The organism is Candidatus Bipolaricaulota bacterium, from assembly GCA_021159055.1.
Classification (GTDB): Bacteria; Bipolaricaulota; Bipolaricaulia; order UBA7950; family UBA9294; genus S016-54.
The window spans coordinates 1-16762 of sequence record JAGGSO010000046.1 but is presented as its reverse complement, the minus strand read 5'-3'; the positions used below and the strand labels follow the sequence as shown (position 1 = coordinate 16762).

19 protein-coding genes are annotated in these 16762 nt (G+C 62.5%); 8 read left to right on the top strand and 11 right to left on the bottom strand.

Going from position 1 to position 16762, the window contains the following annotated elements; translation table 11 throughout:
* Positions 1–258: 258 nt before the first annotated feature.
* Together J7J55_02490 and J7J55_02485 are read right to left on the bottom strand one after the other, a co-directional pair.
* Entirely contained in the window at positions 259–690 is a 432-nt protein-coding gene (locus J7J55_02490) for a hypothetical protein (protein ID MCD6141575.1), read from the bottom strand.
* A gap of 124 nt (positions 691–814) precedes the next feature.
* The gene (locus J7J55_02485; GenBank protein MCD6141574.1) at positions 815–1420 is read right to left on the bottom strand and encodes a DedA family protein; all 606 of its coding nucleotides are present in this window, start codon (positions 1418–1420) and stop codon (positions 815–817) included.
* A 98-nt stretch (positions 1421–1518) separates the two neighbouring features.
* Here J7J55_02485 and uppP point away from each other — a divergent pair, with 98 nt between their 5' ends.
* Positions 1519–2349: an undecaprenyl-diphosphatase UppP gene (gene uppP, locus J7J55_02480; protein MCD6141573.1), complete on the top strand. Its 831-nt coding sequence runs from the start codon at positions 1519–1521 to the stop codon at positions 2347–2349.
* A 55-nt stretch (positions 2350–2404) separates the two neighbouring features.
* Here the strand turns inward: uppP and J7J55_02475 are convergent, their stop codons facing one another.
* Positions 2405–3406, bottom strand: coding sequence for an FAD-dependent oxidoreductase (locus J7J55_02475; protein ID MCD6141572.1), 1002 nt, complete (start codon positions 3404–3406; stop codon positions 2405–2407).
* Positions 3407–3529: 123 nt separating this feature from the next.
* On the opposite strand from J7J55_02475, the gene J7J55_02470 reads away from it, so the two are divergent.
* The gene (locus J7J55_02470; GenBank protein ID MCD6141571.1) at positions 3530–4582 is read left to right on the top strand and encodes a M42 family metallopeptidase; all 1053 of its coding nucleotides are present in this window, start codon (positions 3530–3532) and stop codon (positions 4580–4582) included.
* 133 nt (positions 4583–4715) lie between these two features.
* Here J7J55_02470 and J7J55_02465 read toward each other — a convergent pair whose 3' ends face one another.
* The 5 genes from J7J55_02465 to rnpA all read right to left on the bottom strand — a co-directional run bounded on the left by J7J55_02465 (position 4716) and on the right by rnpA (position 8940).
* Entirely contained in the window at positions 4716–5945 is a 1230-nt protein-coding gene (locus tag J7J55_02465) for a PLP-dependent aminotransferase family protein (protein ID MCD6141570.1), read from the bottom strand.
* Between the two features lie 68 nt (positions 5946–6013).
* Positions 6014–6583, bottom strand: coding sequence for a phosphatase PAP2 family protein (locus tag J7J55_02460; GenBank protein ID MCD6141569.1), 570 nt, complete (start codon positions 6581–6583; stop codon positions 6014–6016).
* Positions 6580–8061: a lysine--tRNA ligase gene (gene lysS / locus J7J55_02455; protein MCD6141568.1), complete on the bottom strand. Its 1482-nt coding sequence runs from the start codon at positions 8059–8061 to the stop codon at positions 6580–6582. The genes J7J55_02460 and lysS overlap by 4 nt, the downstream gene beginning before the upstream one ends.
* Positions 8061–8540 carry a GreA/GreB family elongation factor gene (locus J7J55_02450; GenBank protein MCD6141567.1) on the bottom strand — a complete coding sequence of 160 codons (480 nt, stop codon included), beginning with the start codon at positions 8538–8540 and terminating at the stop codon, positions 8061–8063. The genes lysS and J7J55_02450 overlap by 1 nt, the downstream gene beginning before the upstream one ends.
* Positions 8512–8940, bottom strand: coding sequence for a ribonuclease P protein component (rnpA, locus tag J7J55_02445; protein MCD6141566.1), 429 nt, complete (start codon positions 8938–8940; stop codon positions 8512–8514). Before rnpA ends, J7J55_02450 begins: the two co-directional genes overlap by 29 nt.
* Positions 8941–8985: 45 nt before the next feature.
* On the opposite strand from rnpA, the gene xseA reads away from it, so the two are divergent.
* From xseA to J7J55_02425, 4 genes are read left to right on the top strand one after another with little or no spacing between them, the layout of a single operon-like run.
* Complete coding sequence (gene xseA, locus J7J55_02440) at positions 8986–10212, top strand: exodeoxyribonuclease VII large subunit (GenBank protein MCD6141565.1); 1227 nt, start codon at positions 8986–8988, stop codon at positions 10210–10212.
* The gene (gene xseB / locus J7J55_02435) at positions 10199–10417 is read left to right on the top strand and encodes an exodeoxyribonuclease VII small subunit (GenBank protein ID MCD6141564.1); all 219 of its coding nucleotides are present in this window, start codon (positions 10199–10201) and stop codon (positions 10415–10417) included. The genes xseA and xseB overlap by 14 nt, the downstream gene beginning before the upstream one ends.
* A 47-nt stretch (positions 10418–10464) precedes the next feature.
* The gene (locus tag J7J55_02430; protein MCD6141563.1) at positions 10465–12072 is read left to right on the top strand and encodes an AMP-binding protein; all 1608 of its coding nucleotides are present in this window, start codon (positions 10465–10467) and stop codon (positions 12070–12072) included.
* A complete protein-coding gene (locus J7J55_02425) occupies positions 12053–13690 on the top strand; it encodes an AMP-binding protein (protein MCD6141562.1) in 1638 nt (545 codons plus the stop codon). Before J7J55_02430 ends, J7J55_02425 begins: the two co-directional genes overlap by 20 nt.
* Here the strand turns inward: J7J55_02425 and J7J55_02420 are convergent.
* A complete protein-coding gene (locus tag J7J55_02420; protein ID MCD6141561.1) occupies positions 13687–13959 on the bottom strand; it encodes an acylphosphatase in 273 nt (90 codons plus the stop codon). The two genes, J7J55_02425 and J7J55_02420, sit on opposite strands and share 4 nt — an antisense overlap.
* A gap of 74 nt (positions 13960–14033) precedes the next feature.
* On the opposite strand from J7J55_02420, the gene J7J55_02415 reads away from it, so the two are divergent.
* Complete coding sequence (locus tag J7J55_02415; protein ID MCD6141560.1) at positions 14034–14207, top strand: ribbon-helix-helix protein, CopG family; 174 nt, start codon at positions 14034–14036, stop codon at positions 14205–14207.
* Here the strand turns inward: J7J55_02415 and J7J55_02410 are convergent.
* Complete coding sequence (locus J7J55_02410) at positions 14197–14970, bottom strand: hypothetical protein (GenBank protein MCD6141559.1); 774 nt, start codon at positions 14968–14970, stop codon at positions 14197–14199. The genes J7J55_02415 and J7J55_02410 overlap by 11 nt on opposite strands.
* On the bottom strand, positions 14967–16265 hold the full coding sequence (locus tag J7J55_02405) for a replication-associated recombination protein A (protein ID MCD6141558.1): 1299 nt from the start codon (positions 16263–16265) through the stop codon (positions 14967–14969). The genes J7J55_02410 and J7J55_02405 overlap by 4 nt, the downstream gene beginning before the upstream one ends.
* Positions 16266–16366: 101 nt before the next feature.
* Here J7J55_02405 and J7J55_02400 point away from each other — a divergent pair.
* Positions 16367–16762 (top strand): hypothetical protein (locus J7J55_02400; protein MCD6141557.1); only part of this gene is annotated, 396 nt, incomplete at its 3' end.

The following is a 16762-nucleotide window of genomic DNA, read 5'->3' as shown; positions in this document are numbered from 1 at the left end:
CCTCAAGCTTAACAAAATTTCCAGGTTTACTGACGGAAGCAAAGAATGAGAGGCAGACAGTGCGGGGTCTACCATTGAATTTTATACAGTGACGGGTAGCTCCTGATCAAGTAGAATGTTTACTTGACGGAGGTGTGGCTGTTGCGCGTTCGTCGGGGTTAGGTCCTACAATGACACACATAAAAAACTAAGTGTAATTTAACTGTCAGATTATAAGACCTAATTCTATACATGTGGTTACGTGCCCTGATCGTACGATCAGGGCATCGCCAACTTGCTCTTTATCTTCTTGATGTCGCGTTTGTTCTTCTCCACGTCGGCTTCCACCCGGTCCAGGCGCGTGTTCGTCGCCGTCCGCTCCTGGTTCAGTTGGACAAGAATCTTCATCATCTCGTCCTGGCCGGTGATGATCTCATCGAAGTAGGCCTTGAACTCGTCCCGGGTGATGGTCTGATCGAGCCGCGCCTTGATCTCGACGACCTCGTGCGTTAGCTGTCGGATCGCTCTCCCGTTCGCTTCGATCTTTTCAGCGTTAGACTCAATCTTTCTGCTGTTGGCATCGAGTCTCTCGACGATAGTATCGATCTTCTTGGCGTTGGCGTCGATTTTGGACGCATTGGCTCTGATCTCCGCGCTGAGCCTCTCCTCAAACTGTTTCAGATCGTCCTTGGTGGCCGGTTGTTCGTTCATCGGGACATTCCTCCATGACAGTTATATCCTCTTCCGCAGCGGAGCGTCAAGAGACTTCTCATTGAAAGATGATTATGGAAAACACCGTGAAGGCGGCGGAGCGGCTCAGCTGGGGGTGAATCTCCTACTGTTGCTTCCTCCGGTGGCGGTAAAGGACGACGTAGGCACCTATCAGGATCACGACGGCGATCCCGGTGTAGATCGTGATCCGGTGCAGGGAGCTTCTGACAGCTTCCTGGTTGTTTCCAATGACGTAACCGACGAGGGCAAGGACGCTCGCCCAGATCCCGGCCCCGAGCCCGGTGAACAGGAGGAACCTGGGGATCGACATGCGGGCCAGCCCGGCGGGAAGCGAGATGTACTGGCGGAGGCCGGGGATGAGCCGCCCGACGAACGTCGATATCTCGCCGTGGCGGCGGAAGAACCCCTCCGCCCGGATATACGCCTTCTCGGTGAGTCCGAAGTAACGGCCCAACCGGAGGATCAGTGGCCGGCCGAGTGCAAGCGAGATCCAATAATTGAACAGCGCCCCGAGGATCGCGCCGAGGGTCCCGAGCAGGACGACGGCCCACAGCTCCATCTTCCCCTGGCTCGCGAGGTACCCGGCCGGCGGGAGCACGAGCTCGCTCGGAAACGGGAAGAACGAGCTTTCGAGGAACATCGCGGCCACGATGCCGAGATAACCCATTTTATCTACGATCCCGACGATGACCGAAACGATGTGCCCCATCCTTCCCCTTCCTCCCGGATGCCAGGATAGCCCGAACCGGATGCCGGACACAACCGCAGGGGTTGCGGACCGGTCCGAGCGGGGCTATGCTAGCGGGCATGTGGCTCTTTGTCATCGTATTGGGGATCGTTCAGGGGTTGACGGAGTTCCTCCCGATCAGCAGCTCCGGCCATCTCGTCCTGCTTCAGGTGTTCTGGCAACAGCCGCAGCTGGGACCGGAAAAGCTCCTGCTGCTCGACGCATCAGTGCACTTCGCCACTCTGCTCGCGGTCCTGTGGGTCTTCCGTGCCCGCGTGGTCCAACTGCTGCGCGCCCCGCTGAGCTATGTCGTCCCAATCAGGATGTCGAACCGAGAGAGGGACGATGGGATGCGCCTGTGGGGTCTGCTGTTGATCGGGACGATCCCCACCGCCCTCATCGGGCTGCTCCTGCAGCGTCAGATCGAGCAGGCGTTCACCTCCGCATCGGCCGTCGGGATAAGCCTCCTGATCACCGGGGTGCTCCTGTTCTTCGCCGGTCGTCGCGCCGCAAACAACCGCAGCCTTGAGGAGATGCGCATTCGGGACGCGCTTCTCATCGGAACGATGCAGGGACTCGCGATCTTCCCCGGGATCTCCCGCAGCGGGTTCACCATCGGAGCCGGACTCCTCCTCGGGCTGGAGCAGAAACTGGCGGCCGAGTTCTCATTCCTCCTCGCCGTCCCGGCGATCCTCGGGGCGATGCTCATGGAAGTGCTGAAGATCCACCAGCAGCAGATCGGCATCTCCCTGCTCGGCCCCTACCTGGTGGGAAGCCTTCTGGCGCTGGTGACCGGGATCGTCGCGCTGCGCTGGCTGCTGCGCCTGCTCCAGAACGGACGCCTGGGATATTTCGCCTATTACTGCTGGGGACTCGGGATATTCGCGCTGTTCGCCGCCAGGTTCCTGTGACAAAGAGAACGCCCGACCGTCTGGAAGGACGGCCGGGCGGAGTTCAAAGAGTCGCTCACTCCTTGCGCGGCGGAATGAACAGACCGGACTTCTTCTCCTCCGGCGGCGGAGGAGGGGGAGCGATGTTCCCCCGGTCCTCGAGCCGGTTCCCTTCCACCAGGTAGCGATAGGCGGACAGGGCCGCCTTCGCCCCCTGGCCGGCGGCGATCACGACCTGCTTGTCGGTCCGGTTGATCACGTCTCCGGCGGCGAACACGCCCGGAACCGAGGTGCGCATCTCCTCGTCGACCACGACCTCTCCCCGCTTGTTGATCTCAACGAACCCGGTGAGAAAATCGGAGTTCGGGATCAGGCCGATCTCGATGAACACCCCGTCGACGCGGAGCTCCTTCTTCTCCCCGGTCTTCATGTCCTCGATCACCAGGCCGTTCACGAACTTGTCCCCCTTTACCTCGACCACCTTGTGCTGCTGGTAGGTATGGACCTTGTCGACCCCGAGGACCTGCCCCTGCAGGATCGGGTCGGCGAACCAGTGATCGGCGACGTCGACGACGTGGATCTCGGTTGCGATCGGAAGAAGGTCGATCACCGCCTCGAACGCCGAGTTCCCGCCCCCGATCACCGCCACCGGCTTTCCGGAGAAGAGCGGGGCGTCGCAGGTGGCGCAGTAGGAGACCCCACGGCCGGTGAACTCCTTTTCCCCGGGGACGTTCAGCGGCCGGCTTCTTCCCCCGGTGGCGATCAGGACCGCCTTCGCGGAGACGGAATCCCCACCCTCGATCTCCACCACGAAGTCCTCCCCGTCCCGCCGCACTGCGGTGACCGGACGGCCGACCCGCTGCTCCACCCCGTAGCGCTCGACGTGCTTGACGAACGACTGGACGAGGTCGAACCCGCTGATGCTGATCGTGCCGGGCCAGTTCTCGATCTCCCGCGTCAGGAGGAGCTGGCCCCCCTGATCCTTGGTCACCACGACCGCGTTTAGCATCTTACGGGCGGCGTAGATCGCGGCGGTCATCGCCGCCGGCCCGCCCCCGATGATCGTTAAATCGTACATATCTCCTCCCTTAATAATCATCTTTTTGCGATTAGATGGGAATTTAATTTTACCCGCATCGGCGTTTCCGTCAACGCGTAAATTGGTTATACTATCCTACCTATAAAGGAGGAGGGTGAAAGTATGGAGTGGATCGATTCCTTAAAGCGGCTCTCCGACGCGTTCGGGGTCTCCGGGTTCGAGGACGAGGTGCGGGCGGAGATCGAGGCCCTTGTCTCCCCGTATGTGGACTCGGTTCGGGTTGATACCCTCGGGAACCTGTTCGCCGTGCGGAAGGGGAAGGGGAACTTCACCGTGATGCTCGACGCCCACATGGACGAGGTTGGGTTCATGGTGAAGTGGATCGACGAGAAGGGGTACCTGCGGTTCACCCCGATCGGAGGATGGGATGCGCGGATCGTCCCCGGACATCGGGTGGAGATCCTCACCCGATCGGGGAAGAAACAGAACGGGGTGATCGGTTCGGCCCCGCCCCATATCCTTACCGAGGAGGAGCGGAAGCAGCCGATCCCGCTCGAGAAGATGTTCATCGACATCGGGGCGACCTCTCGGGAGGAGGCGGTGGAGATGGGGATCAGGATCGGCGACCCGCTCACGATCCACTACCCGTTCATCGAGCTGAGCGACGGATACGTCACCGGAAAGGCGTTCGACGACCGTGCCGGGTGCGCGGTGATGATCGAGACGGCGCGCCGCCTGGCGGATGACGATCTGGACGTCGATCTCGTCCTGGCGTTCGTGGTCGGGGAGGAGGTCGGGCTGCGCGGGGCGCGCACCGCCGCGTATCAGATCGATCCCGACCTGGCGATCGCGCTCGAGGGGACGATCGGGGCGGACATGCCCGGGGTCCCAGCGGAGTCACAGCCGGTACGGCTCGGACGCGGCCCGGCGATCACGGTCGCCGACCGCTCGATCATCGTGTCACGCCAGCTCATCGCGGCGCTGGAGGAAGTGGCGGATGCCGCGGCGATCCCCTATCAGTACAAGCTTCCCACCTACGGGGGGACAGACGCCGGGGCGATCCACCTCACCCGGGAGGGGATCCTGTCCGGGGTCGTCTCCGTCCCGTGCCGGTTCATCCACTCCCCGACCTCGACGATAAGGCTGAACGACTTCGAGAACACGGTTCGGCTGATGCGAAACTTCATCTCCCGGCTTCCCGAGGTCCTGACGTAAGAAAAAGATCAGCCCGGCCTGCCGCTACAGCATGGTCCGCGGTAACGGCCGGTCGGGCCCTCTTACGTAGCAAGAGAAAGCGCTGCCAGCAGGAATGCTGGCAGCGCAATCGCGTTGAAACCACGATATTCGGTTACCCCACCGGCCCGCTGACCCGCTGGCGGACGAGTTCCTCCCGCACCACCGCGGCGAGGCGCTTTATCCCCTCGTAGATCTTCTCCTCGTCAACCACGGAATAGCACAACCTCATCTCGTTGCGTCCGCTTCCGTCGACGTAGAACGCGCTCCCGATCACATACGCCACCTTCCTTTCGAGCGCGCGGGGAAACATCTCCTCGGTGTCGATCCACTCCGGGAGCCTGACCCACAGGAACAGCCCGCCCTCGGGCCGCGTCCAACTGATCCCCTCCTCGGCCGGCATGTAGCGATCGAGTGCGGCGAGCATCGCGTCTCGTTTGGCCCGGTAGCGGCGGCGGAGGAGATCGAGATGGGCGTCCATGTCGAAATCGAGGAAGAAGCGGGCCGCCAGGTGCTGGGTCAGTTTGGAGGTGCACAGGTCCGATTCCTGCTTCATCCGCACGAACACGTCCATCAGTTTCTCATCCGCGATGAGGATGGCGAGACGCAGCCCGGCGGAGAGGATCTTGGACAGGGTGAACAGGAGGATCACCCGCCCATCGGTATCCATGCTCTTGAGCGATGGGAGCCGCTCCCCGGCGAACCGAAGCTGACCATAGGGATCGTCCTCGAAGATGAGGAAGTCCTCGCGATGGGCGATCTCGAGGAGGCGCTTGCGCTTGGCAAGCGACATCGTGATCCCGGATGGGTTCTGAAAGTCGGGGATGACGTAGAGCCCCTTGATCCGCTTCCCCGCCGCCCGCGCCTGCTTGATCTTTTCTTCCAGGACATCGAGGTTCATCCCGTCCTCCTCCAGCGGGACCCCAACCAAGTCGGCCTGGAACAGGCGGAACGCCTGGATCGCTCCGAGGTAGGTGGGAAGGCCGCAGAACACCACGTCCCCCTCATCGATGAACGCCTTCCCGATCAGGTCGAGCCCCTGCTGGGAGGCGGTGGTGACGAGCATCTCGTCGATCCCGACGTTCAGTCCGTGTCCCTTGATCCAGCTTGCGAACGCCTTGCGCAGGGTGAGACTCCCCTCGCTCGCCCCGTATTGGAGCACGTTCTCGTAGTGGTTGCGGAGCTCATCAGCAGCGATCTGCGCCAGTTCCTCGCGCGGGAAGGTCTCCGGATCAGGGAGCCCCCCGGCGAACGAGATGATCTCCGGCTTCTCCGTGAGCTTAAGAAGTTCCCGAATTGCCGAGCGCTTCGCGCCGGCAGCACGTTTGGAAAAGAATCGATTCATTGTTCCCCCTTGCGCGTGCGTCGGAACAACGCACCGCATTTGATTTTACCGGATGAGGAGGGAAAAGTTCAAAGAAAGAGTTTAGTAAAGATCGGAACGAGGTACGCGGCGACGAACGACCCGAGGATGGCACCGCAGATGACGTCGAGGGGGTAGTGCTCCTTCAGGTACACCCGCGAGACCGCGATCGTGATCGCGACGAGATAGGTGGCGAGCTGAATCCCAAGATGGGGATAGAACACCGCGATCATCCATGCGAGTCCGAACGAGACGGTGGCGTGCCCGGAGGGGAAGGAGTAAGAGTCGATCATCCGGGAACGGAGCGAATTGGCAACGAACACCGGCCGCTCGCGGGCGAATATGAGTTTAAACATGCGGAAGACTGCGATGTTGACGATCGAGATCGCAAGCCCGATCAGGACGTAGGTGCGATCGATCGGCCGACCGAACAGGATCAGCCCGAGAGCGAGCCCGCCCCACAGGTACCCGTCCCCGAGGTAGGTGGCGACGAGGAACACGCGGGCAAGGGGGCGGAGCAATGGATGCTCGCTGATCGCCTGCAGCGTCTCAGCATCCCAGCGAATCAGGGCGTCGACCAGGCGATCGACCAGACGAACGACGCGGGCCCGGGTGTTCATCGCCTCCCTCCCTCGTCCCGCAGCTTGAGGGTGGGAAAGAGGATCACCTCGCGGATCGACGGCGAGTCGGTGAGCAGCATCGCCAACCGGTCGATCCCGAACCCAATCCCACCGGTCGGGGGCATCCCGTGCTCGAGGGCGAACAGGAAGTCCTCGTCGATCCGCTGCGCCTCCTCGTCCCCGCTTTCCCGCAGCCGCTCCTGTGCCTCGAACCGGGCCCGCTGGTCGAGCGGGTCGTTCAGTTCGGTGAACGCGTTCGCCACCTCCATCCCGCCGATGAACAGCTCGAACCGCTCGACCAGGTCGTCGCTCCCCGGCTTGCGCTTGGCAAGGGGGGAGATCTCGATCGGGTAGTCCTTGACGATCGTCGGCTGGATCAGGTGCGGCTCGACGAACTCCTCGAACAACTGCTCGATCAGCTTCCCACGGGACACCCCCTCCGGAAGCTCGATCCCCTTGTCGCGTGCCTGGGCGAGGATCATGGCCGGATCGGCGGCATGAACGTCGATCCCGGTCGCCTCCTCTACCGCCTCGAGCAGGCCGACCCGCCGCCACGGCGGGGCGAAGTCGATCTCGTCCCCCTGGTATGAGAGCACGGACTTACCGTGTACCTCCTCCACGGTCTCCGAGACCAGCTCCTCGGCCAGGGTCATCATCCCCTCGTAGTCGGAGTAGGCCTCGTAGATCTCCAGGGTGGTGAACTCCGGGTTGTGCTCGGTGGAGATCCCCTCGTTGCGGAAGTTCTTCCCCAGCTCGTACACCCGCTCCAGCCCTCCGATGATGAGCCGCTTCAGATAGAGCTCGGGGGCGACGCGGAGGTAGAGGTCGATGTCGAGGGCGTTGTGATGGGTGACGAACGGCCGCGCCGTCGCCCCTCCAGCGATCGGCTGCATGATCGGGGTCTCCACCTCGAGGAACCCGCGACGGTCGAGGAACCGGCGCAGCGCCGCGATCATCCGCGAGCGGTGCACGAACTTCTCTCGGACATCGGCGTTGGCGATCAGGTCGAGGGCGCGGTGGCGGTAGCGGAGCTCGACGTCCTTCAACCCGTGCCACTTCTCCGGCAGCGGCCGGAGCGCCTTGGCGAGGAACCGCCAGCTCTCGACTTCCACCGTCAGTTCCCCGCGCTTGGTGCGGAAGACCTCTCCCTCCACCGCGATGAAGTCACCGATGTCACAGCTCCGCAGCCGCTTGTATTCCTCCTCTCCCAGGACGTCGGCGGCGGCGTGAAGCTGGATCTTTCCGGTCCCGTCGCGCAGGTCGAGGAAGCTCGCCTTGCCCATCCGGCGCATGGCGACGATCCGACCGGCAACCGTCTTCCGATCGCCGCTTCGCTCTTCGGAAGAGAGCTCAGAGTAGCAGGAGTTGATGGTCCCGATCGGATCCGCCCGCACCGCACGGGGGGGATAGGGATCGATTCCTTCCGCTCGCAACCGGGCGAGCTTCTCCAAGCGCGCCTTTACCAGAGGGTCGTCCATCACTTGTTGATCGCGATCACGCGGAAGTGGGTCGTCCCCCACGGGAGATCGACCTTTATCTCGTCGCCCTCGTGCTTCCCGATCAGGGCCTTTCCCACCGGAGATGCTACCGAGATCTTCCCGTTCTCGAGGTCGACCTCGGCCGGGCTGACCAGGGTGAAGTTACCGCTCTCCATGATCTCCATGTCCTGGAGGATGAAGCTCGAGCCGATCCCGATCTCATCCGCCGCGATCTCCTCCTCGGGGATGATCTGGGCCGCTTCCAGAATCGAGGTGAGGCGGCGCACCTCGCGCTCGTAGTACTGTTGCTCGCTCTGCAGGTACATGTACTCCTTGTTCTCCCGCAGGTCGCCGCCGCTGATCTTCGACGCCTTCAGCTTCTCCGGGATCTCCTCGTACAGGATCTTCTTCGCATGCTCGAGCTCCTTGCGCATCAGCTCGTAGCCCTGCTTAGTCAGATATATCACTTTCTTTTCCATCTTTTCTCACCTCTATGCTTGCGACCGCCGCTTCCATCTCGGAAACGAGGGCGTGCGCGATCGCCTCGGTCGTCTTTCCCTTACACTCCTCCCGCGGGACGACCACGATGTCGTACCCGTAAAACCGCGGGCGATTCAGCCGGAACGCCTCCCGCACCTGCCGCTTGACCCGATTCCGGATCACTGCCTTCCCGAACCGACGCGAGACCACGATCCCGATCCGTCCCTCATTTCCGGTGGGGAGCACGAACAGGGTGAAATACCTCCCCACTCGCCTTCTTCCCTCGGAGTAGACCCGCTTGAAATCGGTCCGTCTCTTCAATCGGGCAGTGGAGGGAAACCGTGCCGTACCACCCGCGCGCATGCGCAAAACTATAGCAAAGACGGATCCTAAGTGCAAGACGCCCTTCATTTTCCGGGCATGGGCGGGTAAACTCACCCCGTGATGAACGACGAGCGAATATACAAGGTGTCGGAGCTGAACCGGGCGGCGAAGCGACTCCTCGAAGAGGGAATCGGGGCGATTTGGCTGCGGGGAGAGGTCTCGAACCTGAGACGTGCCGCGTCCGGGCATCTGTACTTCACCCTGAAGGACGAGTCATCCGAGATCTCTGCGGTGCGGTTCCGCGGCCGGACCGACCTCCTCCCGACCCCGCCGCTCTCCGATGGAATGGAGGTACTCGCGTTTGGACGGCTGACGATCTACGCGCCGCGGGGGAGGTACCAGTTCGTGGCCTCGATCATCCAGCCGGCCGGGCTCGGGGCGCTGCAGGCGGAGTTCGAGCGGTTGAAACGTAAACTCAATTCTGAGGGGCTGTTCTCCCCCGAGCACAAGCGCCCCCTTCCTCAGTTTCCGGAGAGGATCGGGGTTATCACTTCCCCGACAGGTGCGGCGGTCCGAGACATCATCTCGGTCATCTCCCGCCGCTGGCCCCTCGCCGAGATCTATCTGTTCCCAAGCCAGGTGCAGGGGGAGCAGGCTCCAGAGGAGATCATCTCCGGGATCGAGGCGGCACAGCGGTTCAGCACCACGGTCGCCCGACTCGATCTATTGATCGTCGGCCGGGGGGGCGGGTCGATCGAGGACCTCGCCCCGTTCAACGACGAGCGGGTCGCGCGCGCCGCGTTTAAGTGCGAGGTCCCGATCATCTCCGCCGTCGGACACGAGATCGACTTCACGATCATCGATTTCGTCGCCGACCGGCGCGCCCCCACCCCGTCGGCGGCGGCCGAGCTCGCCGTGCCCAACCGGACGGAGATCGCCGCGTCCGTCGCCGAAGCCGTCGCCCGCGCCCTGCGCGGCATCAACCAGAGGCTCGAGCGGAGCTCTCGGCTCCTCGAGTCGACACTGCGCGGTTACATATTCCGCATCCCGATCCGGCGATTGGAGACGGCAGCACAGGGGCTCGACCTGCGCCTCGCCGGGCTGGGGAGGGCGACACGCGAGGCGTACCTCCGCCGCGCACGGCGGTTGGAGCTCCTCTCCGAGCGGTTGCGGCTCGTCGACCCACGCCTCCCCCTCGCCCGCGGCTACTCGATCACCCGCAAGCGCGGGGAAACACGACCGCTCACCAGCGCGGAAGGGGTCGGAATCGGCGATGTCCTCGAAACCATCGTGGAGGACGGGAGGATCATCTCGGAAGCGAAGGAGGTAACGGTTGAAGATCGATGAAGGACTGAAGCAGCTGGAGGAGATTACAAAGCGACTCGAGGATGAGAATATCCCGCTTGAGGAGGCGATCGAGCTGTTCGAGAAGGGGATAACCATCGCCGCCGCGATCAAGGAGTCCCTCGATCAGGCCAAGCTCAAGGTTAAGCAGGTCCTGGAGAAGGCGGACGGAACGTTCGAACTCTCCGATTTTGACCTTTCCCAATAACCCCCTATAATGACTGGGGTGTAAAACTCAGCAGGGGGAGACAACTATTGTCCTACCTTACTATTCCGGAATACTTCGCCCGAACCGTGGAGCGGTTCCCCGATCGGGCAGCAGTGGGAAACACGAAGGATCATCCCGGTGAACCCGATAAGATTTCCTTCAACGAGCTTGATCGGCTGTCGGCCCGTCTTGCTGTCGGTCTGGCGAAATTCGGGATCAAGAAGGGAGATCGAGTGGCGATCATGTCCCGACCGCGCGTCCGGTTCGCCGCAGCCACCCTCGGGATCCTCCGCCTCGGGGGGTGGATGGTCCCGCTCGATCCGACCTTGGCCAAACCAGAGGCGGAGACGCTGCTGGAAAAATCGGGGGCGAAGATGGTGTTCGCCCCCGGGGAGCTGTTCGACCGTCTCCCCAAGGACGGCCCGACACTGATCGACCTGGATGACCGGGAACGGACTCCGTTCTCGTCGCTCCTCCAGGACGGTGTCCCCCCGGCGGTTGAGATATCCGAGGACGATATCGCTCTACTCGTCTATACATCAGGCACAACCGGCAATTCCAAGGGGGTGCTCCTTTCCCATCGAAACATCACCGCCGATGTCGAGGCGTGCATCGCCGTCATGCCGATCACCGAACAGGACGTGTTCCTCACCATCGCTCCATGGCATCACATCCTCGGGCTGACCGTCTCCCTGTTTCTCCCGTTGTACACCGGTGCGTTCACCCTGTACACCGACGAGTACCGCGCGATCTCCAAGTTCCTGGCCAAGTACGGAGTTACCGTGTTCATCGGAGTCCCCAAGCTGTACCACGCCATGTACGAGAAGCTGATGAACCAGGTACGCACGGGGCTCCTCGGTCGCGTTATGCTCGCGCTCGCCCCCAAGCTCGTAGGCAACAAGGTGAAGGAATCCCTGACCGGGGGAAAGCTGCGGTTCTTCGTGTCCGGGTCGGCCCCGCTCGATCCGAAGGTGAGCAGAGGCTTTCGCCGGCTGGGGATCGGCCTCCTCGAGGGCTACGGGCTGACCGAGACGTCCCCGGTGGTGTCGTTCTGCGACCCGTTCTCCCCCAAAGGGGGGTCGGTCGGCCGGCCGCTCCCTGGGATCGAAGTCAAGTTGATCAATACCCGTCCCGACGGGGTGGGAGAACTCCTTGTGCGCGGTCCGACGGTGATGCAGGGCTATTACCAGAACGAAGCGGCGACGCGGGAGGTGATCGACCCTGACGGATGGTTCCACACCGGGGATCTCGCGTTCATCGACGATGACGGTGAGATATTCCTCAAGGGGCGCGCCAAGAACGTGATCGTCCTCGAGAGCGGGAAGAACGTGTATCCCGAGGAGATCGAGTGGGAGCTGTCGCGCATTCCATACGTGGAGGAGGTTCTCGTGCGCGGGGAGGAGGAACAGGGACACGAGGTGGTGAAGGCGATCATCTACCCGAACCGGGCCCGGCTCGAAGCCGACGGACATCTCGAGGACGCGCACGAGGTGATCTGGCAGGAGATCAAGCGCCGCCAGCTCCGCCTCGCCCCGCACAAGCGGATCCGCCGCAAGAGCGACGTCATCCTTGTCGATACCCCGTTCCCCAAGACGAGCACGATGGACATCAAGCGCCATCTGTACCGAGGTGGAAATGGAATACCCGACGCTTAACGAACTGTTCGACCGGGCGGTGCGCGAACACCGCGATCGGATCGCTCTACGCATGCCGATCCCCAAGGAGCGGAAGCGCGGCGGGGGGATCAGGCTGGTGCTGAACGAGATCTCGTACGAGCGGTTGGGGGAGATGGCGGGGCGATTCGCAGACGCCCTCCGGGAGCTCGGAGTGGAGAAGGGGGACCGGGTCGCGCTGATTTCCAAGCCGCGCGCGGCGTGGGTGACCGCGTTCTTCGCCATCCTCAAGGTGGGAGCGATCGTACTCCCCCTCGATCCCGACCTGCAAACCGGGGAGATCGAGCGGATCCTGACCGAGGCCGAGGTGAAGGGAGCGGTGATCTCCGGGCTGAAGCTCGACTCCCTCGCCGAGATCAAATCCAGGTCGTTGCCGGAGCTGTTCATCGTGTCGATGGACCGGTCCGCCGCCGAGAACGCCCTGTTCCTCGACGCCCTCCTCCTCGGGCGGAAGCCGGCGGAGACCATCCCTGTCTCTCCCGAGGATATGGCGATCCTGATGTACACCTCCGGAACGACCGGGAACGCCAAAGGGGCGATGCTCCTTCACCGAAACATCTCGTCCAACGCCCTTGCTGTGCTCAAGGTCGTCGATCTGTCCGCCGATGACAACTTCCTTACCATCGTCCCCTGGTACCACATCTACGGGCTGACCATCACCCTGATCACCCCGTTGATCGCGGGAGCAACGACCACGTACGCCCCGGTCGACCGCAACCTTACGTTGGTGATGAAGAAAGCGCACCCAACGATCATCCTCGGGGTTCCCAAGCTGTACAACGTCCTGTATTCCCGCATCATGGATACGATCAACTCGAGCGCGGTGAAGCGCGCGATCTACCGCGCTGCCCCCACCCTGATGGGGAAGCTCATAAAGCGCAAGCTGTTCGGAAAGGGATTCCGGTTCTTCACCTCCGGTGGAGCGCCGCTCCCCCAGGAGATCGCGCAGGGGTTCAGGCGGATGGGGATCGGGATCATGGAGGGATACGGCCTCACTGAGACGTCACCGGTGCTGACGATGAGCGACAAGTTCGCGCCCGATCCGGGGATGGTGCCGTTCCCCGGGGTGGAGGTCCGCATCGATAATCCGGACGAATCCGGGGTAGGCGAGATCGTGGCCCGGGGCCCGAACATCATGAAGGGATACTACAAGAATCCGGAGGCGACGGCGGAGGTGATCGATCCGGACGGCTGGTTCCACACCGGGGACCTCGGGCGGATGGAGGAAGATCGGGTAATCATCTCCGGTCGGGCGAAGAACGTGATCGTCCTCGAGACCGGGAAGAACGTCTATCCCGAGGAGATCGAGTGGGAGCTATCCACCATCCCGGAGATCGAGGAGATCATGGTCTACGAGGACGTTCGCCAGGGGGCGCCGGCAGTGGCGGCGAAGGTATACCCCAATTGGACCGTGCTCAAGGAACAGGGGATCACGGATTCGAACAAAGCGCTCGATCTGATCTGGGAGCGGATAAAGGAGAAGAGCGAAAACCTCGCCGTGTTCAAGCGGATAAAATACAAGGACCTGGTCACCCTGGTGGACGAACCGTTCGAGAAGAGCGTCAAGCTCGACATCAAGCGCTACAAGTACAAGTCCTAGCCGCGGATGTAGAACCCTTCCTCCCCCTTGGGATCGGTCCATTCGAGCTCGATATCGTCTACCCGCGCCCCGGGTGGGCCAACGCGCAGAAACGAGATCAGCTCGTGGAGGTCCTGTTCTTCCCCCTCGGCGACGAACTCCACCCTACCGTCGGGGAGGTTCCGCACCCAGCCAGAGAGCCCTAGCTCCCGCGCTCGATCCCGGGTGGTGGCGCGAAAGAACACCCCCTGCACCCGTCCGGAGACAGTCCCGTGGATCCGCTTTCTCATATTTTCCTCTCTTTCCTCTTGTCAACCGCTTCTTATTGTAGTATAGTAAATAAGTGTGAAAGGAGGTGAACAATATGGTCAACAGGGTAAATACCTTATCAATCTACATTCCAAAAAGCAAGATGGACAAGAACCCGGTGGAGCGCCTGACCAAGCTCGCGAAACAGAAGGAGCGCTCGATCAACTACCTCGTGGTGGAGGCGATCATCCAGTACCTCGACCGGGAGGAGCGAAAGCTCAAGAAGTGACCTCATTCTTGCGGTAGGATAAGATGTAGTTGAGGAAAAAGGCAAGGAGGATCCCCACAAATCCGCTGAGGACCGCCGCCACCGCGATGTTCATCGCGCGGTGGGGGCCGACGCGGGATATAGCCACTTCTCCGGTCCTCTCCACCACGAACAGGGCGGACGGATCGAGGGAGCGGAGCCCTTCCAGCTGGACCTGAACCTGAGCGAGCTTCAACGAGAGGGCCGCAACTTGCTCCGCCAGCGCGGAGGAGAGATCGGAAGAGGTAGCGTTCTCCATCTCCTGTAGCAGTAGCTCCTTTTGCTTGGTCAGCTGCTCCTTCTGCCCGGCGGCGAGCATGGTCGTCCGTTGTATCTCGTCCTTTACCGTCTTCTCCACTCCGGACCGAAGTGCAGAAGTTACTGTCTCGAACGCATCTTCGATCCTCTCCGGGGCAACAGCGCCGGAGATCGTCACGCTGATCTTACCTCCTCTGCTGCTCGAGTTGTCCTCCTTTGCACTAAGGGAGAGCCCAGCCCCGATCTCGGATGAGGAATCCGTCTCGGCTATGTGTACCAAGTCGGCGGCGGTGGGCGCAGGAAGGCCCAACGTGGCTCCGAACCATTCCAGCTCATACTCCGTGGTCCCGGCGTAACGGTCGGGTCGGGTGAAGCTGACCACAGCAGCGACCGTGACCCCGATCGCAAGGACCACAAGGATGAGCCACTTCCATCTCCACATCACGCGCAGGTAATCGATCAGTTCGACCTCGTACTCGTCCGTCATTTTTTCTCCTTATTTCGTCTGATCTCCTCTAACCGGGTTGAGATCTCCCGTTCCCGCCCGCGTCCGGTCGGGCGGTAGTAGCGCCTCCCCTGGAGCGCCGCCGGGAGGCACTCCATCGGGGCGACCCCGTCCGGGAAGTCGTGGGCGTACTTGTACCCATCCCCGTAGCCGATCCCCTTCATCAGCCGCGTCGGGGCGTTCCTAAGGTGGAGCGGGACCGGCTCGTTCGGCCGCGCCGCGACATCGCGCTTCGCCTCGTTCAAGCCCACGTAGAGCGCGTTGCTCTTCGGCGCCGCGGCGAGGTACACCGCCGCCTGGGCAAGGGCGAGGTCGCACTCCGGCAGCCCGACGCGATCCACAGTTTCGGCGGCGGCGACTGCGATTTCAAGCCCCTGCGGATCGGCGAGCCCGATGTCCTCGGAGGCGATGCGGATCAGCCGCCGCGCGATGAACCGCGGGTCCTCCCCTCCTTCGAGCATGCGGGCAAGCCAATACAGCGCCGCGTCGGGATCGGAGTTGCGGATCGATTTGTGGAACGCAGAGATCAGGTTGTAGTGCTCTTCACCGGCCCGGTCGTAGCGGAGCGCCTTGCGTTGCAGCGCCTGTTCAATCTCCGCTACCCCGATCTCCGCCCCGGTGGTGATCGCAGCCGCCGTCTCGAGGGCGGTGAGGACGCGACGCGCGTCCCCGTCGGAGAAGGCGATGAGCATCTCCTCCGCCTGCGGGGAGAGGGAGTACCGGCCCCCAAGGCCACGCGGATCGGCCAAGGCGCGGCGGATGATCCGACGCAGGTCGTCCTCGGAGAGGGGGTGGAACAAGAATAGCTGGCAGCGGGAGAGGAGGGCGGAGGTGAGGGAGAAGGACGGGTTCTCGGTCGTCGCCCCGATGAACAGGACGCTCCCTTCCTCGAGGTAGGAGAGGAGGACGTCCTGCTGGGCGCGGTTGAACCGGTGGACCTCATCGAGGAACAGGAGATCGCGCCGCCCCTCGAGCTCGAACCGCCGCCGCGATCCCTCGAGGACCGACCGCACCTCCCGCACCCCGGACAGGGCGGCGGACAGGTGGACGAACCGCGCGCCGGACCGGGCAGCGATGATCCTCCCCACCGTCGTCTTTCCCGTCCCCGGCGGGCCCCAGAACAGGAGAGCGCGGTAGCTCCCCCGCTCGATCAGGGCGCGCAGGGCGCCGTGCTCCCCCAGAATCTCCTCCTGGCCGATCACCTCATCGAGGTCGCGCGGACGGAGCCGTTCGGCGAGGGGGATAACTTTTTCATCCGAAAACAGGGATCTTCCCATTCCTTTCACCGCCGTTATCTAACGGAAAAACGTTCGGGAAAACAAGTTTTCCCGCGGTTGTCGCGCGATATAATAACCTTGCCACGGGAAAGGAGGTTCAAGTGCAGCGAGGGCTGGCCGTAGCAGCGGCGATCGTTCTGGCAGTATCGAGCATCTGCGTCGGGGCGGCAAACTACACCATCGTTCCGTGGCCGTACGGGGCGATCGTGTGGGAACAGACACTGCCGGAAGATGCGCAAACGATAACTGACTATGCGACTAAGGAAGCAAAGGATGTGTTCTCATTCTGGGGGTTACCCGCTCCTCTTCCCCCGGCGAACTGGGCGCATCCGGTGCAGACAAGCTCGGATGCGTGGTATCAAGCCATGCTGGAGCGGATTCAGTCTCCGAGCGTTCCGATTACGGAATTCATCGGTCGCGACTACTCCCTCACCCGCGGTATCCCTGTTCCGGAGGCGAACTCGAACGATATCCTCATCCTCCCGGCTCCGAGTTGG

Excerpts from the sequence above, each read along its gene's own strand:
- J7J55_02410 (MCD6141559.1), bottom strand. The coding sequence starts at position 14,970 with ATGACGGACGAGTACGAGGTCGAACTGATCGATTACCTGCGCGTGATG.
- uppP (MCD6141573.1), top strand. The coding sequence starts at position 1,519 with ATGTGGCTCTTTGTCATCGTATTGGGGATCGTTCAGGGGTTGACGGAG.
- J7J55_02420 (MCD6141561.1), bottom strand. The coding sequence starts at position 13,959 with ATGAGAAAGCGGATCCACGGGACTGTCTCCGGACGGGTGCAGGGGGTG.
- xseA (MCD6141565.1), top strand. The coding sequence starts at position 8,986 with ATGAACGACGAGCGAATATACAAGGTGTCGGAGCTGAACCGGGCGGCG.
- J7J55_02470 (MCD6141571.1), top strand. The coding sequence starts at position 3,530 with ATGGAGTGGATCGATTCCTTAAAGCGGCTCTCCGACGCGTTCGGGGTC.
- J7J55_02450 (MCD6141567.1), bottom strand. The coding sequence starts at position 8,540 with ATGGAAAAGAAAGTGATATATCTGACTAAGCAGGGCTACGAGCTGATG.
- J7J55_02425 (MCD6141562.1), top strand. The coding sequence starts at position 12,053 with ATGGAATACCCGACGCTTAACGAACTGTTCGACCGGGCGGTGCGCGAA.
- J7J55_02485 (MCD6141574.1), bottom strand. The coding sequence starts at position 1,420 with ATGGGGCACATCGTTTCGGTCATCGTCGGGATCGTAGATAAAATGGGT.
- lysS (MCD6141568.1), bottom strand. The coding sequence starts at position 8,061 with ATGGACGACCCTCTGGTAAAGGCGCGCTTGGAGAAGCTCGCCCGGTTG.
- J7J55_02415 (MCD6141560.1), top strand. The coding sequence starts at position 14,034 with ATGGTCAACAGGGTAAATACCTTATCAATCTACATTCCAAAAAGCAAG.
- J7J55_02465 (MCD6141570.1), bottom strand. The coding sequence starts at position 5,945 with ATGAATCGATTCTTTTCCAAACGTGCTGCCGGCGCGAAGCGCTCGGCA.
- J7J55_02460 (MCD6141569.1), bottom strand. The coding sequence starts at position 6,583 with ATGAACACCCGGGCCCGCGTCGTTCGTCTGGTCGATCGCCTGGTCGAC.
- J7J55_02405 (MCD6141558.1), bottom strand. The coding sequence starts at position 16,265 with ATGGGAAGATCCCTGTTTTCGGATGAAAAAGTTATCCCCCTCGCCGAA.
- J7J55_02475 (MCD6141572.1), bottom strand. The coding sequence starts at position 3,406 with ATGTACGATTTAACGATCATCGGGGGCGGGCCGGCGGCGATGACCGCC.
- J7J55_02490 (MCD6141575.1), bottom strand. The coding sequence starts at position 690 with ATGAACGAACAACCGGCCACCAAGGACGATCTGAAACAGTTTGAGGAG.